The sequence below is a fragment of the Kitasatospora sp. NPDC051984 genome, assembly GCF_044593455.1.
Lineage (GTDB): Bacteria > Actinomycetota > Actinomycetes > Streptomycetales > Streptomycetaceae > Kitasatospora.
This window is the reverse complement of record NZ_JBIUCB010000007.1, coordinates 39801-57355: the sequence shown is the minus strand read 5'-3', so window position 1 is coordinate 57355 and position 17555 is coordinate 39801. Positions and strand designations below refer to the sequence as shown.

Genomic DNA, 17555 nt, shown 5'->3' with positions numbered 1-17555 from the left:
GTGACGCGTTCCCAACAAAGCTGGCACTGTACCGTCCCATCGCCGCAGAGGTCCTTGCAGACGCACACGCACCACCACGATGCGGCGACCCGTCGGACACCGTCCTGCTCGTTCGAACCACCAGCTCTACCGGGCGGCTCCATCCCTGCCCTCCCGGCTGACTCCGGCCGTACCCACGCGGCCGTCGCAGAAGGAGTTCCGTGTGACTCGATCCTCCCGAAAGACCGTCAGCGCAACCGCTCTGATAGCCGGCGCCGCCATGATCGCGGCCGCCCTGACCTCCGGTGTCGCCTCCGCCGACACCACGGACCAGGCCCCGGCCGAGGTCCAGGCCATCGCCGGCGCGCTGCCGGTGCAGCTGTCGCCGGAGCAGCGTGGCGAGTTGCTGGCCTCGGCGGATGCGTCGAAGGCCGAGACCGCGAGGTCGCTGGGCCTGCGGTCGGAGGAGGCGCTGATCGCCAAGTCCGTGACGAAGGACGCGGACGGCAGCGTGCACACCCGCTACGAGCGCACCTACGCCGGACTGCCGGTGCTCGGCGGCGACCTGGTCGTCCACACCGCCCCGGACGGTTCGACCACGGGCGTCACCAAGGCCACCGAGGCGGACATCGCCGTCGACACCAACGAGAAGGAGAGCGCCGACTCCGCGAAGGGCCTCGCGCTGGACAGCGCCGGGGACGCGAAGGTCGAGGAGCCGGCGGCGGACAACGCCCGCAAGGTCGTCTGGGCCGCCTCCGGCACCCCGACCCTGGCGTGGGAGACGATCGTCACCGGCACGCAGGAGGACGGCACGCCGTCCGAGCTGCACGTCATCACCGACGCGAACACCGGCAAGAAGATCTTCGAGTTCCAGGGCATCGAGACCGGCATCGGCAACAGCCAGTTCTCCGGCCAGGTCGACATCGGCACCTCGGCAGCGGCCGGCGGCGGCTTCGCGATGACCGACCCCACCCGCGGCGGCCACAGCACGTACGACCTGAAGGGCACCAGCGGCTCCACCAAGTCGCTGTTCACCAACCCGACCGACACCTGGGGCGACGGCACCGTCTCCAACCGGCAGACCGCCGCCGTGGACGCCGCCTACGGCGCCCAGCTCACCTGGGACTACTACAAGAACGTCCACGGCCGCAACGGCATCAAGAACGACGGCGTCGGCGCCTACACCCGGGTCCACTACGGCAGCAACTACGTCAACGCGTTCTGGTCCGACAGCTGCTTCTGCATGACCTACGGCGACGGCTCGGGCAACACCCACCCGCTCACCTCGATCGACGTCGGCGCCCACGAGATGACCCACGGCGTCACCTCGAACACCGCGGGCCTGATCTACAGCGGCGAGTCCGGCGGTCTGAACGAGGCGACCTCCGACATCATGGCCGCCGCCATCGAGTTCTGGGCCAACAACCCCCAGGACAAGGGCGACTACCTGGTCGGCGAGAAGATCGACATCTACGGCACCGGCGCCCCGCTGCGCTACATGGACAAGCCCTCCAAGGACGGCAAGTCCAAGGACGCCTGGTACTCGGGCCTCGGCTCGATCGACGTCCACTACTCGTCCGGCCCGGCCAACCACTGGTTCTACCTGGCCTCCGAGGGCAGCGGCGCCAAGACCGTCAACGGCGTGAACTACGACTCGCCGACCTCCGACGGCCTGCCGGTGACCGGGATCGGCCGCGACGCCGCCGCCAAGATCTGGTACCGGGCGCTCACCACCTACATGACCTCCTCCACCAACTACGCCGCCGCCCGCGTCGCGACCCTCAAGGCCGCCGCGGACCTGTACGGGCAGACCAGCCAGACCTACATGAACACCGCCAACGCCTGGGCGGCGATCAACGTCGGTCCGCGGGTCGTCGACGGCATCATGGTCGACTCGATCGACTCCCAGATCAGCGCGGTCGGCGAGGAGGTCGACCTCCAGTTCAAGGCCACCAACTTCAACCCCGGTCAGCTCACCTTCCACGCCGAGGGCCTGCCCGACGGTCTGAAGGTGCACCCCGTCACCGGCAAGGTCTCCGGCACCCCGACCACGCCGGGCACCTACGAGGTCACGCTGCTCGCCAAGGCCTCGCACCACAGCAGCGTCACGACGAAGTTCACCTGGAAGGTCGCCCGGGCCATCGTCTCGAACGCCACCCGGGTGCCGATCCCGGACGGCGGCGGCCCGGCCGCCTTCTCGGACATCGTCGTCGACAAGGTCGAGGGCCAGGCGCCCAGCGACCTCAAGGTGTCCGTGGACATCAAGCACACCTGGCGCGGTGACCTGAACATCGACCTGGTCGGCCCCGACGGCAAGGTCTACTCGCTGAAGAAGGCCAACGTCGGCGACTCCGCCGACAACGTGCTCGAGACCTACACGGTGGACGCCTCCGCGCAGGTCGCCAACGGCACCTGGCGGCTGAAGGTCCAGGACATGTACCGCGGTGACACCGGCTACATCGACAACTGGAAGCTCATCTTCTGACGCGAGGTCTCCTGACGCACGGTCTCCTGACGCACCGTCTTGCCGAGGTCGTCAGCTCCCGGAAGCTCACTTCTTCCCGGAGCTGACGACCTCTTGGATGTGCGGGACGGCCCGCACCAGGGTCAGCACGCCGCCGATGACCACGGCCAGCCCGAGCAGCGCGGGCAGCACCCACCAGCCGGTGCGGACGGTCTCGTCGAACAGCACCACGCCGAGCAGCAGGCTGACCCCGGCGTCGCCGATGGTCAGGGCGGGCTGCGAGATGGCCAGCGGGCCGGCCTGCAGGGCGTTCTCCAGCAGCAGGACGGCGGCGATTCCGGCCAGCGCGAAGCCGTAGGTCTGCCAGACGGAGAAGAACGCGGCCGGTCCGTGGTCGGCGAAGGTCCCGGTGGCGGACTTCATCAGGGCGGCGGTCAGCGCGTTGCCGACGGCCGCCGCGCTGCCCAGCGCGCCGGCCCGGAACAGCGGGGCGCGCCAGTGCTGGGCGGCAAGGACGGCGGCGCCCATCAGGCCGAGGCAGCCCACCAGCACGGGCACCCAGCGGCTCATCGGGGCGTTGACGGTGCCCCCGGTCGGCGCGGCGCTGCCGAGGAACAGGACCAGTCCGCCGACCACGGCGGCCACCCCGGCCCAGCCGGCCCGCGGCACCCGGCGGTGCATCAGCGGCGAGGCGATCAGCAGCGCGAACGGCAGCTCCAGCACGAACACCGGCTGCACCAGCGCGAGCGCCCCGAAGCTCAGCGCGAGCGCCTGGAACAGGGCCGCGCCGGCCAATCCGGCGATGCCGATCAGCCAGGCCGAGTCCCGCGCCAGGGTGAGCACGAACCGCAGGCCGCCACCGTGACCGAGCTTGGCGGCCGCCTTGCGCTGGAAGGCGGTGCCGGTGGCGTTGGAGGCGGCGCCGAGGACAGCGAACAGGACGGCGAGAACGGGCACTCCCCCATGCTCCCCCGACGGCCGGTCAGTCGCTCAGCATCCGGGCCGCCTGCTCGCGCATCTCGACCTTGCGGATCTTGCCGGTGACGGTCATCGGGAACTCGTCGACCACGTGCACGTAGCGCGGGATCTTGAAGTGCGCGAGCCGGCCGGTGCAGTACTCCCGGACCGCTTCGGCGGTGAGCGGGCGGGCGCCCTCGCGCATCCGCACCCAGGCCATCAACTCCTCGCCGTACTTGGCGTCGGGAACGCCGATCACCTGGACGTCGAGCACGTCGGGGTGGGTGTACAGGAACTCCTCGATCTCCCGCGGGTAGAGGTTCTCGCCGCCGCGGATCACCATGTCCTTGCTGCGGCCGGTGACGCTCAGATAGCCGTCCTGGTCCATCACGGCGAGGTCGCCGGTGTGCATCCAGCCTTCGGTGTCGATCGCCTGCGCGGTCTGCTCGGGCTCGCCCCAGTAGCCGAGCATCACCGAGTAGCCGCGGGTGCACAGTTCGCCGGTCTCGCCGCGCGGGACGGTGGCGCCGGTGGCCTGGTCGACGACCTTCACCTCCAGGTGCGGCCCGACCCGGCCGACGGTGGAGACCCGGCGTTCGACCGAGTCGTCGGCCCGGGTCTGGGTGGAGACCGGGGAGGTCTCGGTCATGCCGTAGCAGATGGACACCTCGGTCATGCCCATCCGGCCGATGACGTCCTTCATCACCTCGATCGGGCAGGGCGCGCCCGCCATGATGCCGGTGCGCAGGCTGCTCAGGTCGTGGCGGTCGAAGTCCGGGTCGGCGAGTTCGGCGATGAACATGGTCGGCACCCCGTACAGCGAGGTGCAGGACTCGGCGGCGACGGCGGCCAGCGTCGCGGAGGCGTCGAACGCGGGCGCCGGGATCACCATGCAGGCGCCGTGCGAGGTGGCGGCGAGATTGCCCATCACCATGCCGAAGCAGTGGTAGAACGGCACCGGGATGCAGATCCGGTCCTGCTCGGTGTAGCCGCACAACTCCCCGACGAAATAACCGTTGTTGAGGATGTTGCGGTGCGAGAGGGTGGCGCCCTTGGGGAAGCCGGTGGTGCCGGAGGTGTACTGGATGTTGATCGGGTCGTCGGCGGCCAGCTCCTCCGCGATCCCGGCCAGCACCGCCCGGTCCTCCCGGCGGCCCGCCAGCAGCAGCTCGTCCCAGTCCGGCCCGTCCAGCAGCACCACGTCCGCCAGTTCGGCGCAGCGCGGGCGGACGTCGGCGATCATCGCGGCGTAGTCGGAGGTCTTGAACTCGCGGGCGGCGACCAGCAGGCGCACGCCGGCCTGGTTGAGGACGTACTCCAGCTCGTGGGTGCGGTAGGCCGGGTTGACGGTGACCAGGATGGCGCCGAGTTTCGCGGTGGCGTACTGGGTGAGCGTCCACTCGGCGCGGTTCGGCGCCCAGATGCCGACCCGGTCGCCGCGGCCGACGCCCCTGGCGCGCAGGCCGAGCGCCACCGCGTCGACGTCGGCGGCGAGTCGGTCGTACGTCCAGCGCCGGCCGGTGGCGCACTCCACCAGTGCCTCGCGGTCCGGGAAGGCGCGGACGGCCCGGTCGAGGTTGGCTCCGACGGTGTCGCCGAGCAGCGGGGTTCCGGACGGGCCGGAGGAGTGGCTCGGCTGGCTCGGGGCGTGCGACACGAAGGCCTCCTGGGCGCGGTGGTGCGGAACGACGGGTACCCATGCTGGCCACCGGGGCCGCCGTTGACCAGTCTCCAAGTGGGGGTGGTGCGCGCGTCGTTGACGTCCCATCAGCAGACCGGTCAAAACGCCGAACCGGCCGCCGGGGCCGGAGTTCGCTGATTTGATGACCAGGAGGGCAGTCGGCGTTACTGGGGGCGCGATGGCACAGGAGAGTGAGCAGGTGCGGCTGCGGCCGTCGGCGCAGTACCGCCGCCGGCGCGCGGCGTTCGCGCTGTTCGCGGCCGGCGCGTTCGCCGGCTGCGGGCTGCCGCTGTTCGCCGGGGTGGTGACGCGGCCGGCGGCGATGCTGGTCGACGGTCTGACGGCCGTGGTGTGGGCGGTGGTGCTGGTCCGGCAGGCGGTGCGCGCGTGGGCGCCCGTCACGGTGGTGGTCGATCCCGAGTACCTCGAACTCCGCGGCGGCCTGCGGAAGGTGCGGCTGCCCTGGGACGCGGTCGACGGGATGTGCGTGCTGCCGACGCGGGGGTTCGTGGCCGCGTACGAGGCGCCGCACTTCCGGGGCTCGCTGCTGGTGCGGACCTCGCTGGGCAGCCCGGCCGCGCTGCCGGCCGGCGGCTCGCCGCGCTGGTCGGCGCAGTGGCAGGGGATCCTGCTCGACCTGGCGCCGCTGGCGGTGCCGGCGGCGCGCCTCGACCAGGTGTTCGTCCCGCGCCTGTCGGACCGCTGGGGCGGGACGACCCGGCTGCCGGACGGCCCCGGCGGGGCCTCGGTGTTCGCGGCCGGCGCGCTGCTGTCCCTGCCGGGCCGGGTGCTGCTGCGCGGGTTCCGGGTGGTGATGCTGCTGGTGATCGTCGCCGCCGTCCTCGCCATGGCCCCGCTCGGCGCCTTCGCGCCCGTCCAGCCGCTGCTGGCGCTGCTCACCGTGGCGGTGTTCGGCACGTTCGGCATCAGGTGGCTGGTTCTCCGGCTGTCCCGGGGCTGCGAGTTGCGGGTGGAGGGCCGGGGCGTGGTGGTGGCCGTCGGCGGCCGGGAGCGGGCCGTGCCGTGGTCCGAGATCGCCTCGTTGGAGGCCGGGCAGCAGACCGTCACGCGCGCCGGGCGGCGGTACGCGGTGACGGCGGTGCTGGCCCGGCTCAACCCGGGGGCGAACCCTCCGGCGCCGCTGCCGCACTGGCCGTTCCGCACCGACGGGCCGGCCGTCCAGCTCCTGCCACTGAACTCGCCGGTGCTCGCCCAGATGCACGGACTCGCCGTGTTTCCGGCGCAGTTGGCGAACGCGCTGACCCCGTACGGCTCGAACCTGCTCGCCGGGCACACCAGGCGGGCCGAGTCGGTGACGGGCGAGGCCGTGACCGTCCGGGTCGGGCAGGGTCGCGGGGCGGCGCACCGGAGTCTCGGGTCGGCGCTGCGCGCCGCGCCGAGGGACCGGCCGGTCCGGGTGCTGATCGAGCCGGGCCGGTACCGGGAGGCGGGGCCGCTGCTGGTGTCCGGCACCGTCGAGGTGGTCCGGGCGGAGGGCGAGGGGCCAGTGGTGATCGAGACCCCCGAAGGATCCGCCCTGGAGTGCGAGGGCGCCGTCACGCTCGACTCCCTGACCGTCGAGGGCCGCGGCGCGATCGCCGTCTCCACCACCGGCCGCCTGGAGCTGCGCCACTGCCGGATCGACGCGCCCGGCGAGTACGCGCTGCTCGCCTCCCAGGGCGCCGAACTGACCGTGCGGGACTGCGAGATCACCGCGGGCCGGACCGAACTCGCGGGCGCCGGCGGCACGTTCGAGCGCACCGCGTTCCGCTCCGCCAAGGGCCACGCGCTGGTGCTGAAGGAACGCGCGAACGCCGAGATCACCGACTGCACCGTCGTCGACAGCCGGGGCCGCGGCATCGACGTGACCGGTTCGACGGCGGAGATCCGCGGCTGCGAGTTCCGGGGCACCGGCGACACCGCGATCGCCGCCGGCGACCACTCCGCCGTACAGATCCTGGGCTCCCGGATCGACGAGGTGCACGCCACCGGCATCGTCTACGACCACCAGGCGCGCGGCTCCGTCCAGGACACCACGGTCAGCGGCGCCACCGTCGGCCTCTACATCGCCCGGGGCGCCGAACCCAAGGTCCGGGACTGCCTGTTCGCGCGCTGCCGGGACTGCGGCGTGATCGTCGAGGACCAGGGCCGCGGACGGCTGGAGCGGTGCCGGATCGAGAACGCCGGCGTGCACGGCATCAGCGTCGCCTCCGGCGGCGTCCCGCTGGTCGACGACTGCGCGGTGGCCTTCGGCGGCACCGGCGTCAACGTGCACAAGGCGCGCGGCGAGTTCACCCGGCTGCGGGTCCACGACCAGTCCGAGAGCGCCGTCCTGATCCAGGAGGGATCGGTGGTGGAACTGACCGAACTGCGCCTGGAACGCTGCCAGAACGGGGTGCGCTGCATCGGCACCGGCGTGACCGTCCGGCTGGTCGGCGCCGTCATCGCCGACGTCACCACCTCCGGGCTGCTGCTGCAGAACACCGCGCGTCTCACCGCCGAAGCCGTCACGGTCGAACGGGCCGGCCTGTACGGCCTGAACTGCCGCGAGGACAGCCGGCTCACCGCACACGACTGCACGGTGACGAAGGCCGGTGAGGTCGGGCTGCTGACCCTCGACAACACCACCGTGGAGATCGACCGGCTGGAGATCTCCGCCAGCCGGGGCACGGCCCTGTGGGCCCGCAACACCAGCCAGTTGACGCTCAGCGGGGTACGGGTGCACGGAGCCGGGAGCGACGGCGTCCGCCTGGACGAGAACGTGTACGGCAGCCTGACGGACTGCGAGATCACCGGCTGCGAGGGTGAGGCGCTGATCTCCAACGACCGGGTGCGGACGGAGAACCTGCGCACCGGCGCCACCGCGGAGGACATCCTGCGGCCCGAGACCGGCCCGATCACCGAACTCGGGCGCATGATCGGACTCGCCGAGGCCAAGCGGCAGGTCGACATCCAGGTCGACCTGCTCCGGCTGGCCAGGTGGCGCACCGACGCCGACCTGCCCCCGCCGCCCCGAGCACACCATCTGGTCTTCTCCGGCCCGCCCGGCACCGGCAAGACCACCGTGGCCCGGCTGTACGGACAGATACTCGCCGCGCTCGGCGCGCTGAAGAAGGGCCACCTGGTGGAGGTCGCCCGCGGCGACCTGGTCGGCGAGTACCTCGGGCACACCGCGCAGAAGACCCGCCAGGCCTTCGAACGCGCGTCCGGCGGCGTGCTGTTCATCGACGAGGCGTACAGCCTGGCCCGGCGGTTCGGCTCGAGCAGCGACTTCGGCCAGGAAGCCATCGACGTCCTCACCAAACTGATGGAGGACCACCGCGACGACGTGGTGGTCATCGCGGCGGGCTACACCGAGGAGATGCGGACCTTCCTGGACTCCAACCCCGGCCTGCGCTCCCGGTTCTCCCGCATCCTCGAGTTCGACCCGTACGACCCGGCCGAGCTCACCGAGATCGTGGTCCGCGAAGCCGAACGGCACACCTACCGCCTCGCCCCGGAAGTCACCGACCGGCTCGTCGAACGATTCACCCGCCGCGAGCTCCGCGGCGACCCCGCCAACGCCCGCGACGCCCGCACCCTGCTGGAGGAGATGGTCGAACGGCAGGCCTCCCGGCTCGCCGGGGCCGACACCCCGAGCCGCGAGGACCTCATCGTGCTGCTCGCCGACGACATCCCGGCGGAGAGCAGCTGGCTGTGACCGACGACGAGGCGATCGCACTGCTGTCCGCCCACTTCGACCTTCCGGCGGCCGATCCTGCGGCGCTGACGTGGTTCACCACCGCCGAGGCGTACGCGGCGACGGCCGCACTCCGGGCCGGCGGGGTGCCACCCGCCACCGGACTCCCGCTCGAGCACGCCGTATTGCTCGGCTGCGCCGACCTGCTCGCGTACTGGGCCGGCGGCGAGCGCGACCCGACGCCGCTCGGCGAGGGGCTGCTCTGCCTGCTCCAGGTGCGACGGCACCGGCCGGAAGAGATTCCGTCCGAATACGCGCCGGTCCTGGCCGTGGCCGCCGGCGAGGACGTCCCCGAGGACGACGGGCCGAGCCTCGCGCACACGAACGCCGCGGCGATCGGCCTGACGCTGGCGTACCAGCGCTGGCGGTACCCCGGCGCGCCCGCCGCCGCGGTCCGGCTGTTCCGCCGGTCGGCGGCCCAGTGCCCGCCGGACAGCCCGGTGCGGGGCTCGGTGCTGTCCCGGCTCGGGGTGGCCCTGCTGTACGACTGGCAGGACCGCGCCGAACTCCCCTCGCTCGCCGAATCCGTGGAGGTCTGCCGCGCCGCCGTGGCGGCCGTCCCCGGCACGCCCGACGAACAGGCCCTCCGGCACGCCAACCTGGGCACCACCCTGCGCTTCTGGGCGGACGCCACCCTGGACAACGAGGCGATCCGCGACGCCGCCTCCGAAATCCGCACCGCGCTCGCGTCCTGCCCGCCCGACTCCCCCGAATTCGCGGCCTACCGCCTCGAACTCGGCCGAGCCCTGGCCCAGTCCGCGGTCCTCTTCGACGACCGCGACGCCCTGCCGGAGGCCGCCGCCCTCCTCCGCGAGGCGCTGCGCGGAGCGGACGGCGCCGCCGACCCGTCGGGGTACCCGGACGTGCTCTGCCACCTGGGCATGGTGCTGATCACCCAGGCTGCAACAGAGCCCGGGCTGCGGGCCGAAGGTGTCGCGTTGTGTCGGAGGGCCGCCGAGGTCGCGCCCGCCGAGGGCTTGCGGCTGCAGTACCTGCACAACCTGAGCCTCGCCCTGCTCGGGGCCGCCGCCGAGGACGACGCCGAGGCCACCGCTGTCGCGCTCGACGCGGCCCGGGAGGTGGCCGGTCTCGCACCGGGCGGGACCGCGCTGTCCGCCAACGCCCTGACGATGCTCTCGCTCGCCCTGACCAGGCGTTACCGGGCCGGCCATGACCCCCGGGATCTCGCGGAGGCCGTCGCCCTGGCCGGCGCGGGTTTCGAGGCCACCTCGCCGCAGGTCCCGGTGCTCCGGCTGGAACGGGGCTCGGCGCTGGCGGACCTGCTGGGTCTGCGGGCCGAGTCCGAGGGAAGTGACGACCCGTCGGCCGAGTCGATCACGCTGCTGCGCCGGCTGGTCGGGGAACTGCCGCAGCCCACGGCCGCACGCGCACTGGCGCTGCGGCACCTGGCCGACTGCCTGCTCGGCTCCGCAGCGAGGGAGGACCGGGGCGAGCGCGCCGCCGAGGCGGTGGTGCACTACCGGGAATGCCTCGAACTGCCCTACCCCGAACCGGACTTCGAGGCCGACGTGCGGTTCTCGCTGGGGACGGCCCTCGTACTCGGCACCGACCAGCCGGTCGGGGACGCGTGGCAGCAGGCCACTGCGTCGATGAGCGGCGCGGCCGCGCTGCTGCCCCCTGGCGACCCGCGGCGGCTCGACCTGGAGGCCCGGCTCGGCGGTCACTGGATGCAGCGCGCGGCGAACACCGGCGACCCGGCCGCCCACCGTACGGCGGTGGCCGTGCTGGACGCGGTCGTGACGGCCGACGAGCGGTGCACCACGTCCGACCGCGCGTACTACCGGCTGCTGCTGGGCGCCGCGCTGCTGGATCTCACCAACCACAGTGACGACGCGGACGTGCTCGACCGGTCGGTGCACTACCTCGAACTGGCCCTGGCGATGGCCCCCGCCGACGACCCGCGACAGCTGACCGTGATCCACCGTCTCGCCGCCGCGCTCGACAAGTCCGGCTGGCTGCGTTCGGACACCGCCGCGCTCGACCGGTCCGCCGCCCTGCTGTCCGAGGCCCTGGCGGAGCCGACCGAGGACCGGACGGACCGTGCCGACTGCCTGGTGGCCCTCGGCAACAACCTGCGCATGCGCTTCCACTTCACCGGCGACCCGGCGTACCTGGAGCAGGCCGCCGCCCGCCACCGCGAGACCATCGCGCTGACCGCGCCGAAACCCCACCCGTACGCCCTCGAGGGGCTCTCCACCTGCCTCGCCGACCTGTACGGCTTCCGGCCGGACGCGCGGCTTCGGGCCGAGGCGATGGAGTGCTGCCGTGCCGCGCTGCTCCACCTGCCGGAGCACGCCCCGCAGCGCTCGACCGTGCAGGCCGGCCTCGGCTATCTCCAGTGGTCGCTGGCGGCGGAGTCCGGCTCGGACGAGCAGCTGGATGCCGCGCTGGGCACCCTGAAGGGCGCGCTCGCCGCCGTACCGGAGGGGTACGGCGACCGGGGCCTGGTCCTCACCAACCTCGGGGCCGCTCTGCTCAGCCGGGCGTCCCGAACGGGCGACCGCAGCTGGGCTGTTCAGGCCGTTGCCGTGTTCCGGTCGGCCGTGGAGCACACCGCCCCGGGCTCGGTACTGCGCCCGCAGGTGCTGAACAACCTCGGCCTGGCCCTGTCCGGCCTGTCCGCGACCACCGACGACCCGGCTCTGCGCGAGCAGGCGCTCGCCCTGCTGAGCGAGGCCGCCGACCGGCACCGCGGAATGTCGCCGGCCCGGGAGCGCGCCGCGCTCAACCTGGCCGTGGTGCGCTTCGAGCAGGCCCGCGAGGCCGAGGACGCCCCGGCCGCGCTGGACGTCTGCCGGCAGTTCGAGGACCTGGTGATGGAGCTCGGCTCCCCGCACCCGTTGCGGACGACCGCGCTGGCCCGGCTGGCCCTCGCCGCTCTGCGCACCTCGGAGCTGCTCCCCGAACGTGCCGCCAGGACGGCGCTGCGCCGGGCCGCGGCGGCCGCCCGCGAGGCCCTCGCCGACCACACGCATTCCCCCGACCCGATGCACGCCCTGGCCCGTCAGGTGCTGGCGATGGCGCAGCTGCGGCGGGCCCGGTACGGCGAACGGGTCGAGGGGACGGCGCAGCTGCGGCGGGGCGATCACGGCGAGCGGGTCGATCTGGCGGAGGTGATCCGGCTGAACCGGCAGACGGCCGAGGATCCGGTCCTCCCGCCGCACACCCGGCTCGAGGCGGCCCGCACGTGGGGCGGCATCGCGGCCCGAACCGGCCGGTGGGCGGAGGCCCTGGACGGCTTCGCCCACGCGGTGGGCCTGCTGCCGAGCGTGGCGCCGCGTCATCTCGCCCGGATCGACCAGGAGGACCGGCTCAGTTCCGGCCGGGGGCTGGCCAGTTCGGCGGCGGCCCTGGCGATCCGGGCGGGCGATCCGGCGCGGGCGCTGGCCCTGCTCGAACAGGGCCGGGGCGTGCTGCTGGCCCAGGGCCTGGAGAACCAGGGCGACCTGTCCCGGCTGCGCGCGCTCGACCCGGCCCGCGCCGCGGAGTTCGAACGGATCCGGGACCGGCTGAGCCAGGAGCACCCCGCGCTGCAACAGCAAGGGCCCGACGCCTTCTTCGTCCAGGAGACGGCAGGCGCGGCCGCCCTGCGGGACGCCGAGGAGCGCCACACGCTGTCCCGCCGATGGAACCAACTCCTGGAGGAAATACGGGAGTTGGACGGGCTCGACGACTTCCTGCGCCCACCGACCACCCGTCAGCTGCTCTCGGTGGCGGAGCACGGGCCGGTGGTGGTGGTCAACGTCAGCGCGTACGGCTCGCACGCCCTGATCCTGGCCGCCCGCGGCGGCGGCGAGCCGCGCATCGACGTCCTGCCGCTGCCGGACCTCAGCCCGGACGAGGTGCTGACGGCCGCGCTGGCCTTCGACGAGCGGCGCATCGACGTCGCCTACGGGGACCAGGGCATGGCGGCCGCCAAGCAGATGATGACCTTCCACAGCACCGTCCTCGAGTGGCTGTGGGACAGCCTGGCCGCGCCCGTCCTGAACCGGCTCGGCCTGCGCGGGACCCCGCTGGACGGCGAGGAGTGGCCGCGGCTGCGGTGGTGCCCGACCGGCCGGCTGGCGTTCCTGCCGCTGCACGCCGCGGGCAAGGGCCGGAACATCCCCGGCACCTGGGTGATGGACCGCGCCGTCTCCTCGTACACGCCGACCGTGCGCTCCCTGCTGCGCGCCCGGCGCAGGGCCACCGTGTCACCCCGGCGGCGACCCGCCCCGCTGGTGGTCGCGCTTCCGCACACCCCGGGCGGCCCGCCGCTGCCCGGCGCCGAGCCCGAGGCGGCACTGGTGACGGAACTCTTCCCCGGCGGCCTGCGGCTGGACGGCGAGCACGCCACCGTGGAGCAGGTCCGCCGGGCGCTGTCCCGGCACTCCTGGGTGCACTTCAGCTGTCACGGCATCAGCGACCCGGGCAGCCCGTCGAACAGCGGCCTGATCCTGCACGACGGCCGGCTCAGCGCCCTCGACCTCTTCGCGCAGCGCCCGGTGGACGCCGAACTGGCCTTCCTGTCGGCCTGCTCAACGTCCCAGGGCGGCGTCGATCTGCCGGACGAGGCGGTGCACCTCGCGCCGTCGTTCCAGCTGGCCGGTTTCACCCACGTCGTCGGCACGCTGTGGAGCGTCTCCGACAAGGTCGCCCGCCGCGTCACCGGAGACTTCTACGCCGCCCTGGCGGAGGACGACGCCGCCGGCCTCCGACCGTTCGACCCGGCGTTGGCCCTGCACCACGCCGTCCGCTCACTGCGTGAACGCCTGCTGCCCGCACCGCACTTGTGGGCGGCGCACCTCCACATCGGGCCGTGAGCGGGCTACTCGGAACTGCCGTTCTCGGGTGCTTTCTCGCTCTGCGCCGTGCCGGAGGCGCCCTCGGGGCCCTGGTCCGGCTCGGTCGAGCCGCCGCCGATCCGGAAGATCCGGCGGGAACCGTGCTCCTCGATCAGGCCCTCCAGCGACAGGTCGTCGTCACTGCCGCGCTTCTTCGGGTTGCTCGCTGCCATCGTTCTGCTCCCTCCGTGTCACCGGCACCTCCACCAACTCGGGCGGCGCCAGCATTTCCAGCACCTCGACCTCGCTGCCCTTGACGTAGACCCCGGCGGTGCCGGGCACCTTGCCGAGGAACGTCCCGTCGCTGCCCAGGCGCCACTGCGATTCCAGATAGATGTCCTGCTGCTGCGGGAACGCCGACACCGCCGACCGCGAGCCGAGCCAACCGCCCACCCACAGGCCGCCTTTGAGCCGGATCCGGACGAAGCACGGGTCCCGGTCGGCGAACAGGAAGTCCCAGGCCGTCGGCGTCGGCTCGTAGTGCGCCCGCTCGCGCCGCCGCCGCACGGCCGCCGCCGCCCAGGCCGCGCCCGCCGGCACCGCCACGACCAGCAGCAGCACCGCCAGCCCCGCCTGCCGCGGATGCCGCAGCACCCCCGCCAGCGGCCCGCCGTCGCCCCCGGTCAACAGCCGCGCCAGCCACGGCCCCGCGACCACCGCGTACACGGCGTCCAGCAGACCGCTGATCGCGACCGCCCGCAGCGCACGGTTCTGCGGCTCCTGCTCGGAGGCCCGCGGCCCGCGCAGGCGGTCGGAGACGGCCTGGTAGAAGATCCCGGGCAGAACGAGAGCCACCAGGATGGCCAACTGCTGCACCGTGCTCGGAACCACCGCGTCCATTCCTCCCCCGCCCCGCGACGACCGCGTCCGCCGCCGCACCGAAGCGCAGCCTCACCCTAACCGAGCAGGCCACCGACCCGGGACGGTTCAAGCGAGTTGACGCACCGTCATGCTTTTCCTCAGGCCGGAATGTCTTTCATGACGGCATCGGTCAGCGGCTTGAGCCGGTCCGCCAGCTTGTTGAAGTCGGCGGTGCGGCCGTCCGACCACTGCGCCATGCCGACCAGCATGCCGTGCCCGTACGACCCGAAGTTCTGCACCAGGCCACTGTCGGCGGGCAGTTCGCGCAGGCCGGAGTCCTTCGGCGGGAGCTGGACGGCGACCTGGTACGTGTCGGCGTTGCCGGCCAGGAACGTCACCAGGTGCAGCGCCTCGACCGGGTCCTTCATGGTGAACAGCGCCAGGTTGTACTGGTTGCCGTCGGCGTCCTTGTACAGCGCCAGATCGACGCCGAGACACCCCTTCCCCTGCGCGATCATCCCGGCGAGGGTCGCCCCCACCGTGTCCGGGCCCGTGCAACTCGGGTTCTGCACGGCCGCCACCAGCGTGAACCCCTGCACCTGCTTCGGGAAAACGGCCAGCGGGATCGCCGCACCCGCCACCCCCGACGGGCTGGCCGCCACCACGGGCGCCTTCTTCTCCGCGGGCCGCATCACGTACGCCGTCGCACCCGCCGCCGCCAGCAGCACGGCCGCCGCCGGAAGCACCAGCCACCGCCGCGAACGCCGCCGCACCGGCCGCTGCCGGGCCGCCGCCGCCCGCTCCGCGGCGCTCGGCTCGTGCACCGCGTTGTTCTTCTCAAACTCCCTGACGAACTCTGCCCACAGGTCGTCGCCGGGTTCACTCGTGGTCACAGACCCCAGACCTTAGTGATCAACGCCGTCATTGGAAAGTCGCGTCCCCCACCGCTGAATGGGCCGCAGCTGTCGGCTCCGCCAAGGGAATTGGCCACGGCTCCCGGTATTCGCGAATTGACGGTCCGGCTACCCCTCCCCGACCCGAGCCGAATAGTCCTGCCGCTCCGCCCCGTCCGGCACCCCAGCCGCGTCCGGCCCGGACATCCACCCCTCGGGACAGGCCAGCACCGCCTCGACGAACGACGGCGGCGGAAGATACCCGTGCGCGCTCACGTAATGCACCACCAACGTCGGCGCCGCGAAGACCTCGCCGGCCCGGCCCGGGACACGAATCTCGCTGGACCCCAGAGCGACGGCCGCACCCTGGTGCTCGACCGTTAACGCCCCGTCCTGCCGCCGCCAGGGCGGACAGAGCCCGCAACTGTGGAACCCCCGCGTGCCGTTCACGCACTGCCACTGGACGATGTCGAGCAGCCGGACGAGGAAACCCTCCGGGGCGGCGCCACTCGAGTATCGGTGCCATCTGCTCAGCCACCCCACGTTCACCCTGCGGTAGGTGGGGGCGAACGTCGCGAAATAGGGCCCGTCGGCGATGACTTCCCGTTCGGAATAGGTGTACGGGCTCAGGTCACGAAAGAACGTCATGCGCCTGTGTAGCACGCCTGCACCGAGGAACTCATCGGGCACCCGCACGATTTGTCGACATCGACGCCGGTGGGCATGCTGCTGCGATGTACGATCCCGAGCAGCCTGGCAGTCGTCGCGACGGCGCGGACCTGTGCGGCGAGGCCACCTGACCGTCAGTCCTCGTGCTCATCAGCCGGCTGAACCGCCCATCGCAGCACCGTCCCGCCGGCCCCGTCCGCTTCGAGCGTGACGGGGTAGACCTGGCCGAGGGCCCGTTCGCCGTGGTGGGTCATCGAGTGGTCGGCCGGCTCCCAGTCGATGCCGAGCACCTGGCAGCCGCCGACCTCGATCGCTCCGGCCAGCAGGGGGTGGTTCGCGCCGGCACGCTGGAACAGGTGGTGGTCGGTGTGCTTGCTGACCGTGACGGCAACGCCCTTTCCGCTCCGCAGGCCGCCCCGCCACGCCTCGATCTCGGCCGCGCGCGCCTCCGCCTGCGCGACCGGCAGGTCGAGCCAGCCCCAGGTGCCGTCCGTCGTGAACTCCTGCCCGCCGAACCGCGCGTGGGCGTCCGGCCCGTGGAGCCCCCAGTAGGTGAGGTCGGCGAGACCGTCGGCCGGTTCGCCCTCCATCCCGATCCAGGCGTCGAGCGCCACACCGTCGCCGAGGACCATGCCACACCGGTCGACCGGCAGGTCCCCGAGCGGGATCGGGATGTCGTCAACCCCGGCCCAGGTCAGGCCGAGGTCGACCTCGAGCAGCGAGATCACCGGTTCCTCGGTGTACCAGGAGAGCGCGGTCTGCGCCCGCACCGCCAACTTCCGGTCCCCGGCCGCCGGCACGGCCACCGCCTCGCACTCGCCGTCCCACAGATGGCCGCCACCGGACGCCGCGGCCGCCGCGGCCCGCTCGGACAGCGGCAGCCCGAGTTCGGGCCAGTAGTCGATCCACGACGCCATGCCGAACACCAGCACACCGGACGGCGCCGTCACGAACCCCAGGTCGACGAATTCTTCACTCACGCCCCGATTGTCACACTGCCCTCGACGACACCGACCGGCGCTCCCCGGGCTCGTCGTCCCGCTCCCGCCAGACGCTCAGCGGCTCGGCCGCGCAACGCTCCCGCAACCACGCGGCCGCCTCCACCAGGCCTCGCGCTGCGGCCGCCGGGGAGCCGAACGACGCGGACCTCTCCTCGATGGTGTGATGGCCGCAGTCCCAGGGCCCCGCGTGGTCGCAGCGCACCGAGATCCTCGCCTCGACCTCCCAGCGCCGCACGGCACCACGCTCCGCCTCCAGGTCGACGACGAACGACACCTCGGGCACTTCGGCGCAACCGAACAGGGACGCGTTCGGCTCGCCGCCCGGGCGGCAGAACTCCAACCCGCTGCCCGTCCAGCTCGGCCGGACGCCCAAGCGCTCCGCCAGCGCCTCGATCAGCGTGCCCGCTTCGCGCAGCAGCGCCTCGACCTCGGCAGGGCGCTCCAGCTCCGGAAACACCCAGCGAACATCTCCATCGGCCAACGGCGTCGTCTCCATGACGGTCAGCCTGCCGCATCGCGCATACCCC

The 17555-nt window shown here is 72.8% G+C and carries 11 protein-coding genes; 3 read left to right on the top strand and 8 right to left on the bottom strand.

The genetic code is table 11. The annotated features are described in order from the left end of the window. The first annotated feature begins 259 nt into the window (after positions 1 to 259). The gene (locus ACIHEI_RS16005) at positions 260 to 2464 is read left to right on the top strand and encodes a M4 family metallopeptidase (protein WP_396607245.1); all 2205 of its coding nucleotides are present in this window, start codon (positions 260 to 262) and stop codon (positions 2462 to 2464) included. Between the two features lie 66 nt (positions 2465 to 2530). Here ACIHEI_RS16005 and ACIHEI_RS16000 read toward each other — a convergent pair whose 3' ends face one another. Together ACIHEI_RS16000 and ACIHEI_RS15995 are read right to left on the bottom strand one after the other, a co-directional pair. Next, the gene (locus tag ACIHEI_RS16000; RefSeq protein ID WP_396607014.1) at positions 2531 to 3400 is read right to left on the bottom strand and encodes a DMT family transporter; all 870 of its coding nucleotides are present in this window, start codon (positions 3398 to 3400) and stop codon (positions 2531 to 2533) included. A 25-nt stretch (positions 3401 to 3425) separates the two neighbouring features. Next, complete coding sequence (locus ACIHEI_RS15995) at positions 3426 to 5057, bottom strand: AMP-binding protein (protein ID WP_396607013.1); 1632 nt, start codon at positions 5055 to 5057, stop codon at positions 3426 to 3428. A 202-nt stretch (positions 5058 to 5259) separates the two neighbouring features. On the opposite strand from ACIHEI_RS15995, the gene ACIHEI_RS15990 reads away from it, so the two are divergent. Together ACIHEI_RS15990 and ACIHEI_RS15985 are read left to right on the top strand one after the other, a co-directional pair. Then, complete coding sequence (locus tag ACIHEI_RS15990) at positions 5260 to 8781, top strand: right-handed parallel beta-helix repeat-containing protein (RefSeq protein ID WP_396607012.1); 3522 nt, start codon at positions 5260 to 5262, stop codon at positions 8779 to 8781. Then, entirely contained in the window at positions 8778 to 13643 is a 4866-nt protein-coding gene (locus ACIHEI_RS15985; protein WP_396607011.1) for a CHAT domain-containing protein, read from the top strand. Before ACIHEI_RS15990 ends, ACIHEI_RS15985 begins: the two co-directional genes overlap by 4 nt. 5 nt (positions 13644 to 13648) lie before the next feature. Here the strand turns inward: ACIHEI_RS15985 and ACIHEI_RS15980 are convergent, their stop codons facing one another. The 6 genes from ACIHEI_RS15980 to ACIHEI_RS15955 form a co-directional block, all read right to left on the bottom strand. Continuing rightward, positions 13649 to 13837 (bottom strand): hypothetical protein, encoded by a 189-nt coding sequence (locus tag ACIHEI_RS15980; protein WP_387647009.1) that lies wholly within the window; start codon positions 13835 to 13837, stop codon positions 13649 to 13651. Next, complete coding sequence (locus ACIHEI_RS15975) at positions 13803 to 14504, bottom strand: DUF6338 family protein (RefSeq protein WP_387647012.1); 702 nt, start codon at positions 14502 to 14504, stop codon at positions 13803 to 13805. Before ACIHEI_RS15975 ends, ACIHEI_RS15980 begins: the two co-directional genes overlap by 35 nt. A 119-nt stretch (positions 14505 to 14623) precedes the next feature. Then, positions 14624 to 15358: a hypothetical protein gene (locus ACIHEI_RS15970; RefSeq protein ID WP_396607010.1), complete on the bottom strand. Its 735-nt coding sequence runs from the start codon at positions 15356 to 15358 to the stop codon at positions 14624 to 14626. A gap of 129 nt (positions 15359 to 15487) precedes the next feature. Next, entirely contained in the window at positions 15488 to 16048 is a 561-nt protein-coding gene (locus ACIHEI_RS15965; RefSeq protein WP_396607009.1) for a hypothetical protein, read from the bottom strand. 113 nt (positions 16049 to 16161) lie between these two features. After that, positions 16162 to 17007: a hypothetical protein gene (locus tag ACIHEI_RS15960; protein ID WP_396607008.1), complete on the bottom strand. Its 846-nt coding sequence runs from the start codon at positions 17005 to 17007 to the stop codon at positions 16162 to 16164. Positions 17008 to 17017: 10 nt separating this feature from the next. Next, positions 17018 to 17524: a hypothetical protein gene (locus ACIHEI_RS15955; RefSeq protein ID WP_396607007.1), complete on the bottom strand. Its 507-nt coding sequence runs from the start codon at positions 17522 to 17524 to the stop codon at positions 17018 to 17020. Positions 17525 to 17555: the final 31 nt, after the last annotated feature.

Excerpts from the sequence above, each read along its gene's own strand:
- ACIHEI_RS16005 (WP_396607245.1), top strand. The coding sequence starts at position 260 with ATGATCGCGGCCGCCCTGACCTCCGGTGTCGCCTCCGCCGACACCACG.
- ACIHEI_RS15990 (WP_396607012.1), top strand. The coding sequence starts at position 5,260 with ATGGCACAGGAGAGTGAGCAGGTGCGGCTGCGGCCGTCGGCGCAGTAC.
- ACIHEI_RS15980 (WP_387647009.1), bottom strand. The coding sequence starts at position 13,837 with ATGGCAGCGAGCAACCCGAAGAAGCGCGGCAGTGACGACGACCTGTCG.
- ACIHEI_RS15975 (WP_387647012.1), bottom strand. The coding sequence starts at position 14,504 with ATGGACGCGGTGGTTCCGAGCACGGTGCAGCAGTTGGCCATCCTGGTG.
- ACIHEI_RS15955 (WP_396607007.1), bottom strand. The coding sequence starts at position 17,524 with ATGGAGACGACGCCGTTGGCCGATGGAGATGTTCGCTGGGTGTTTCCG.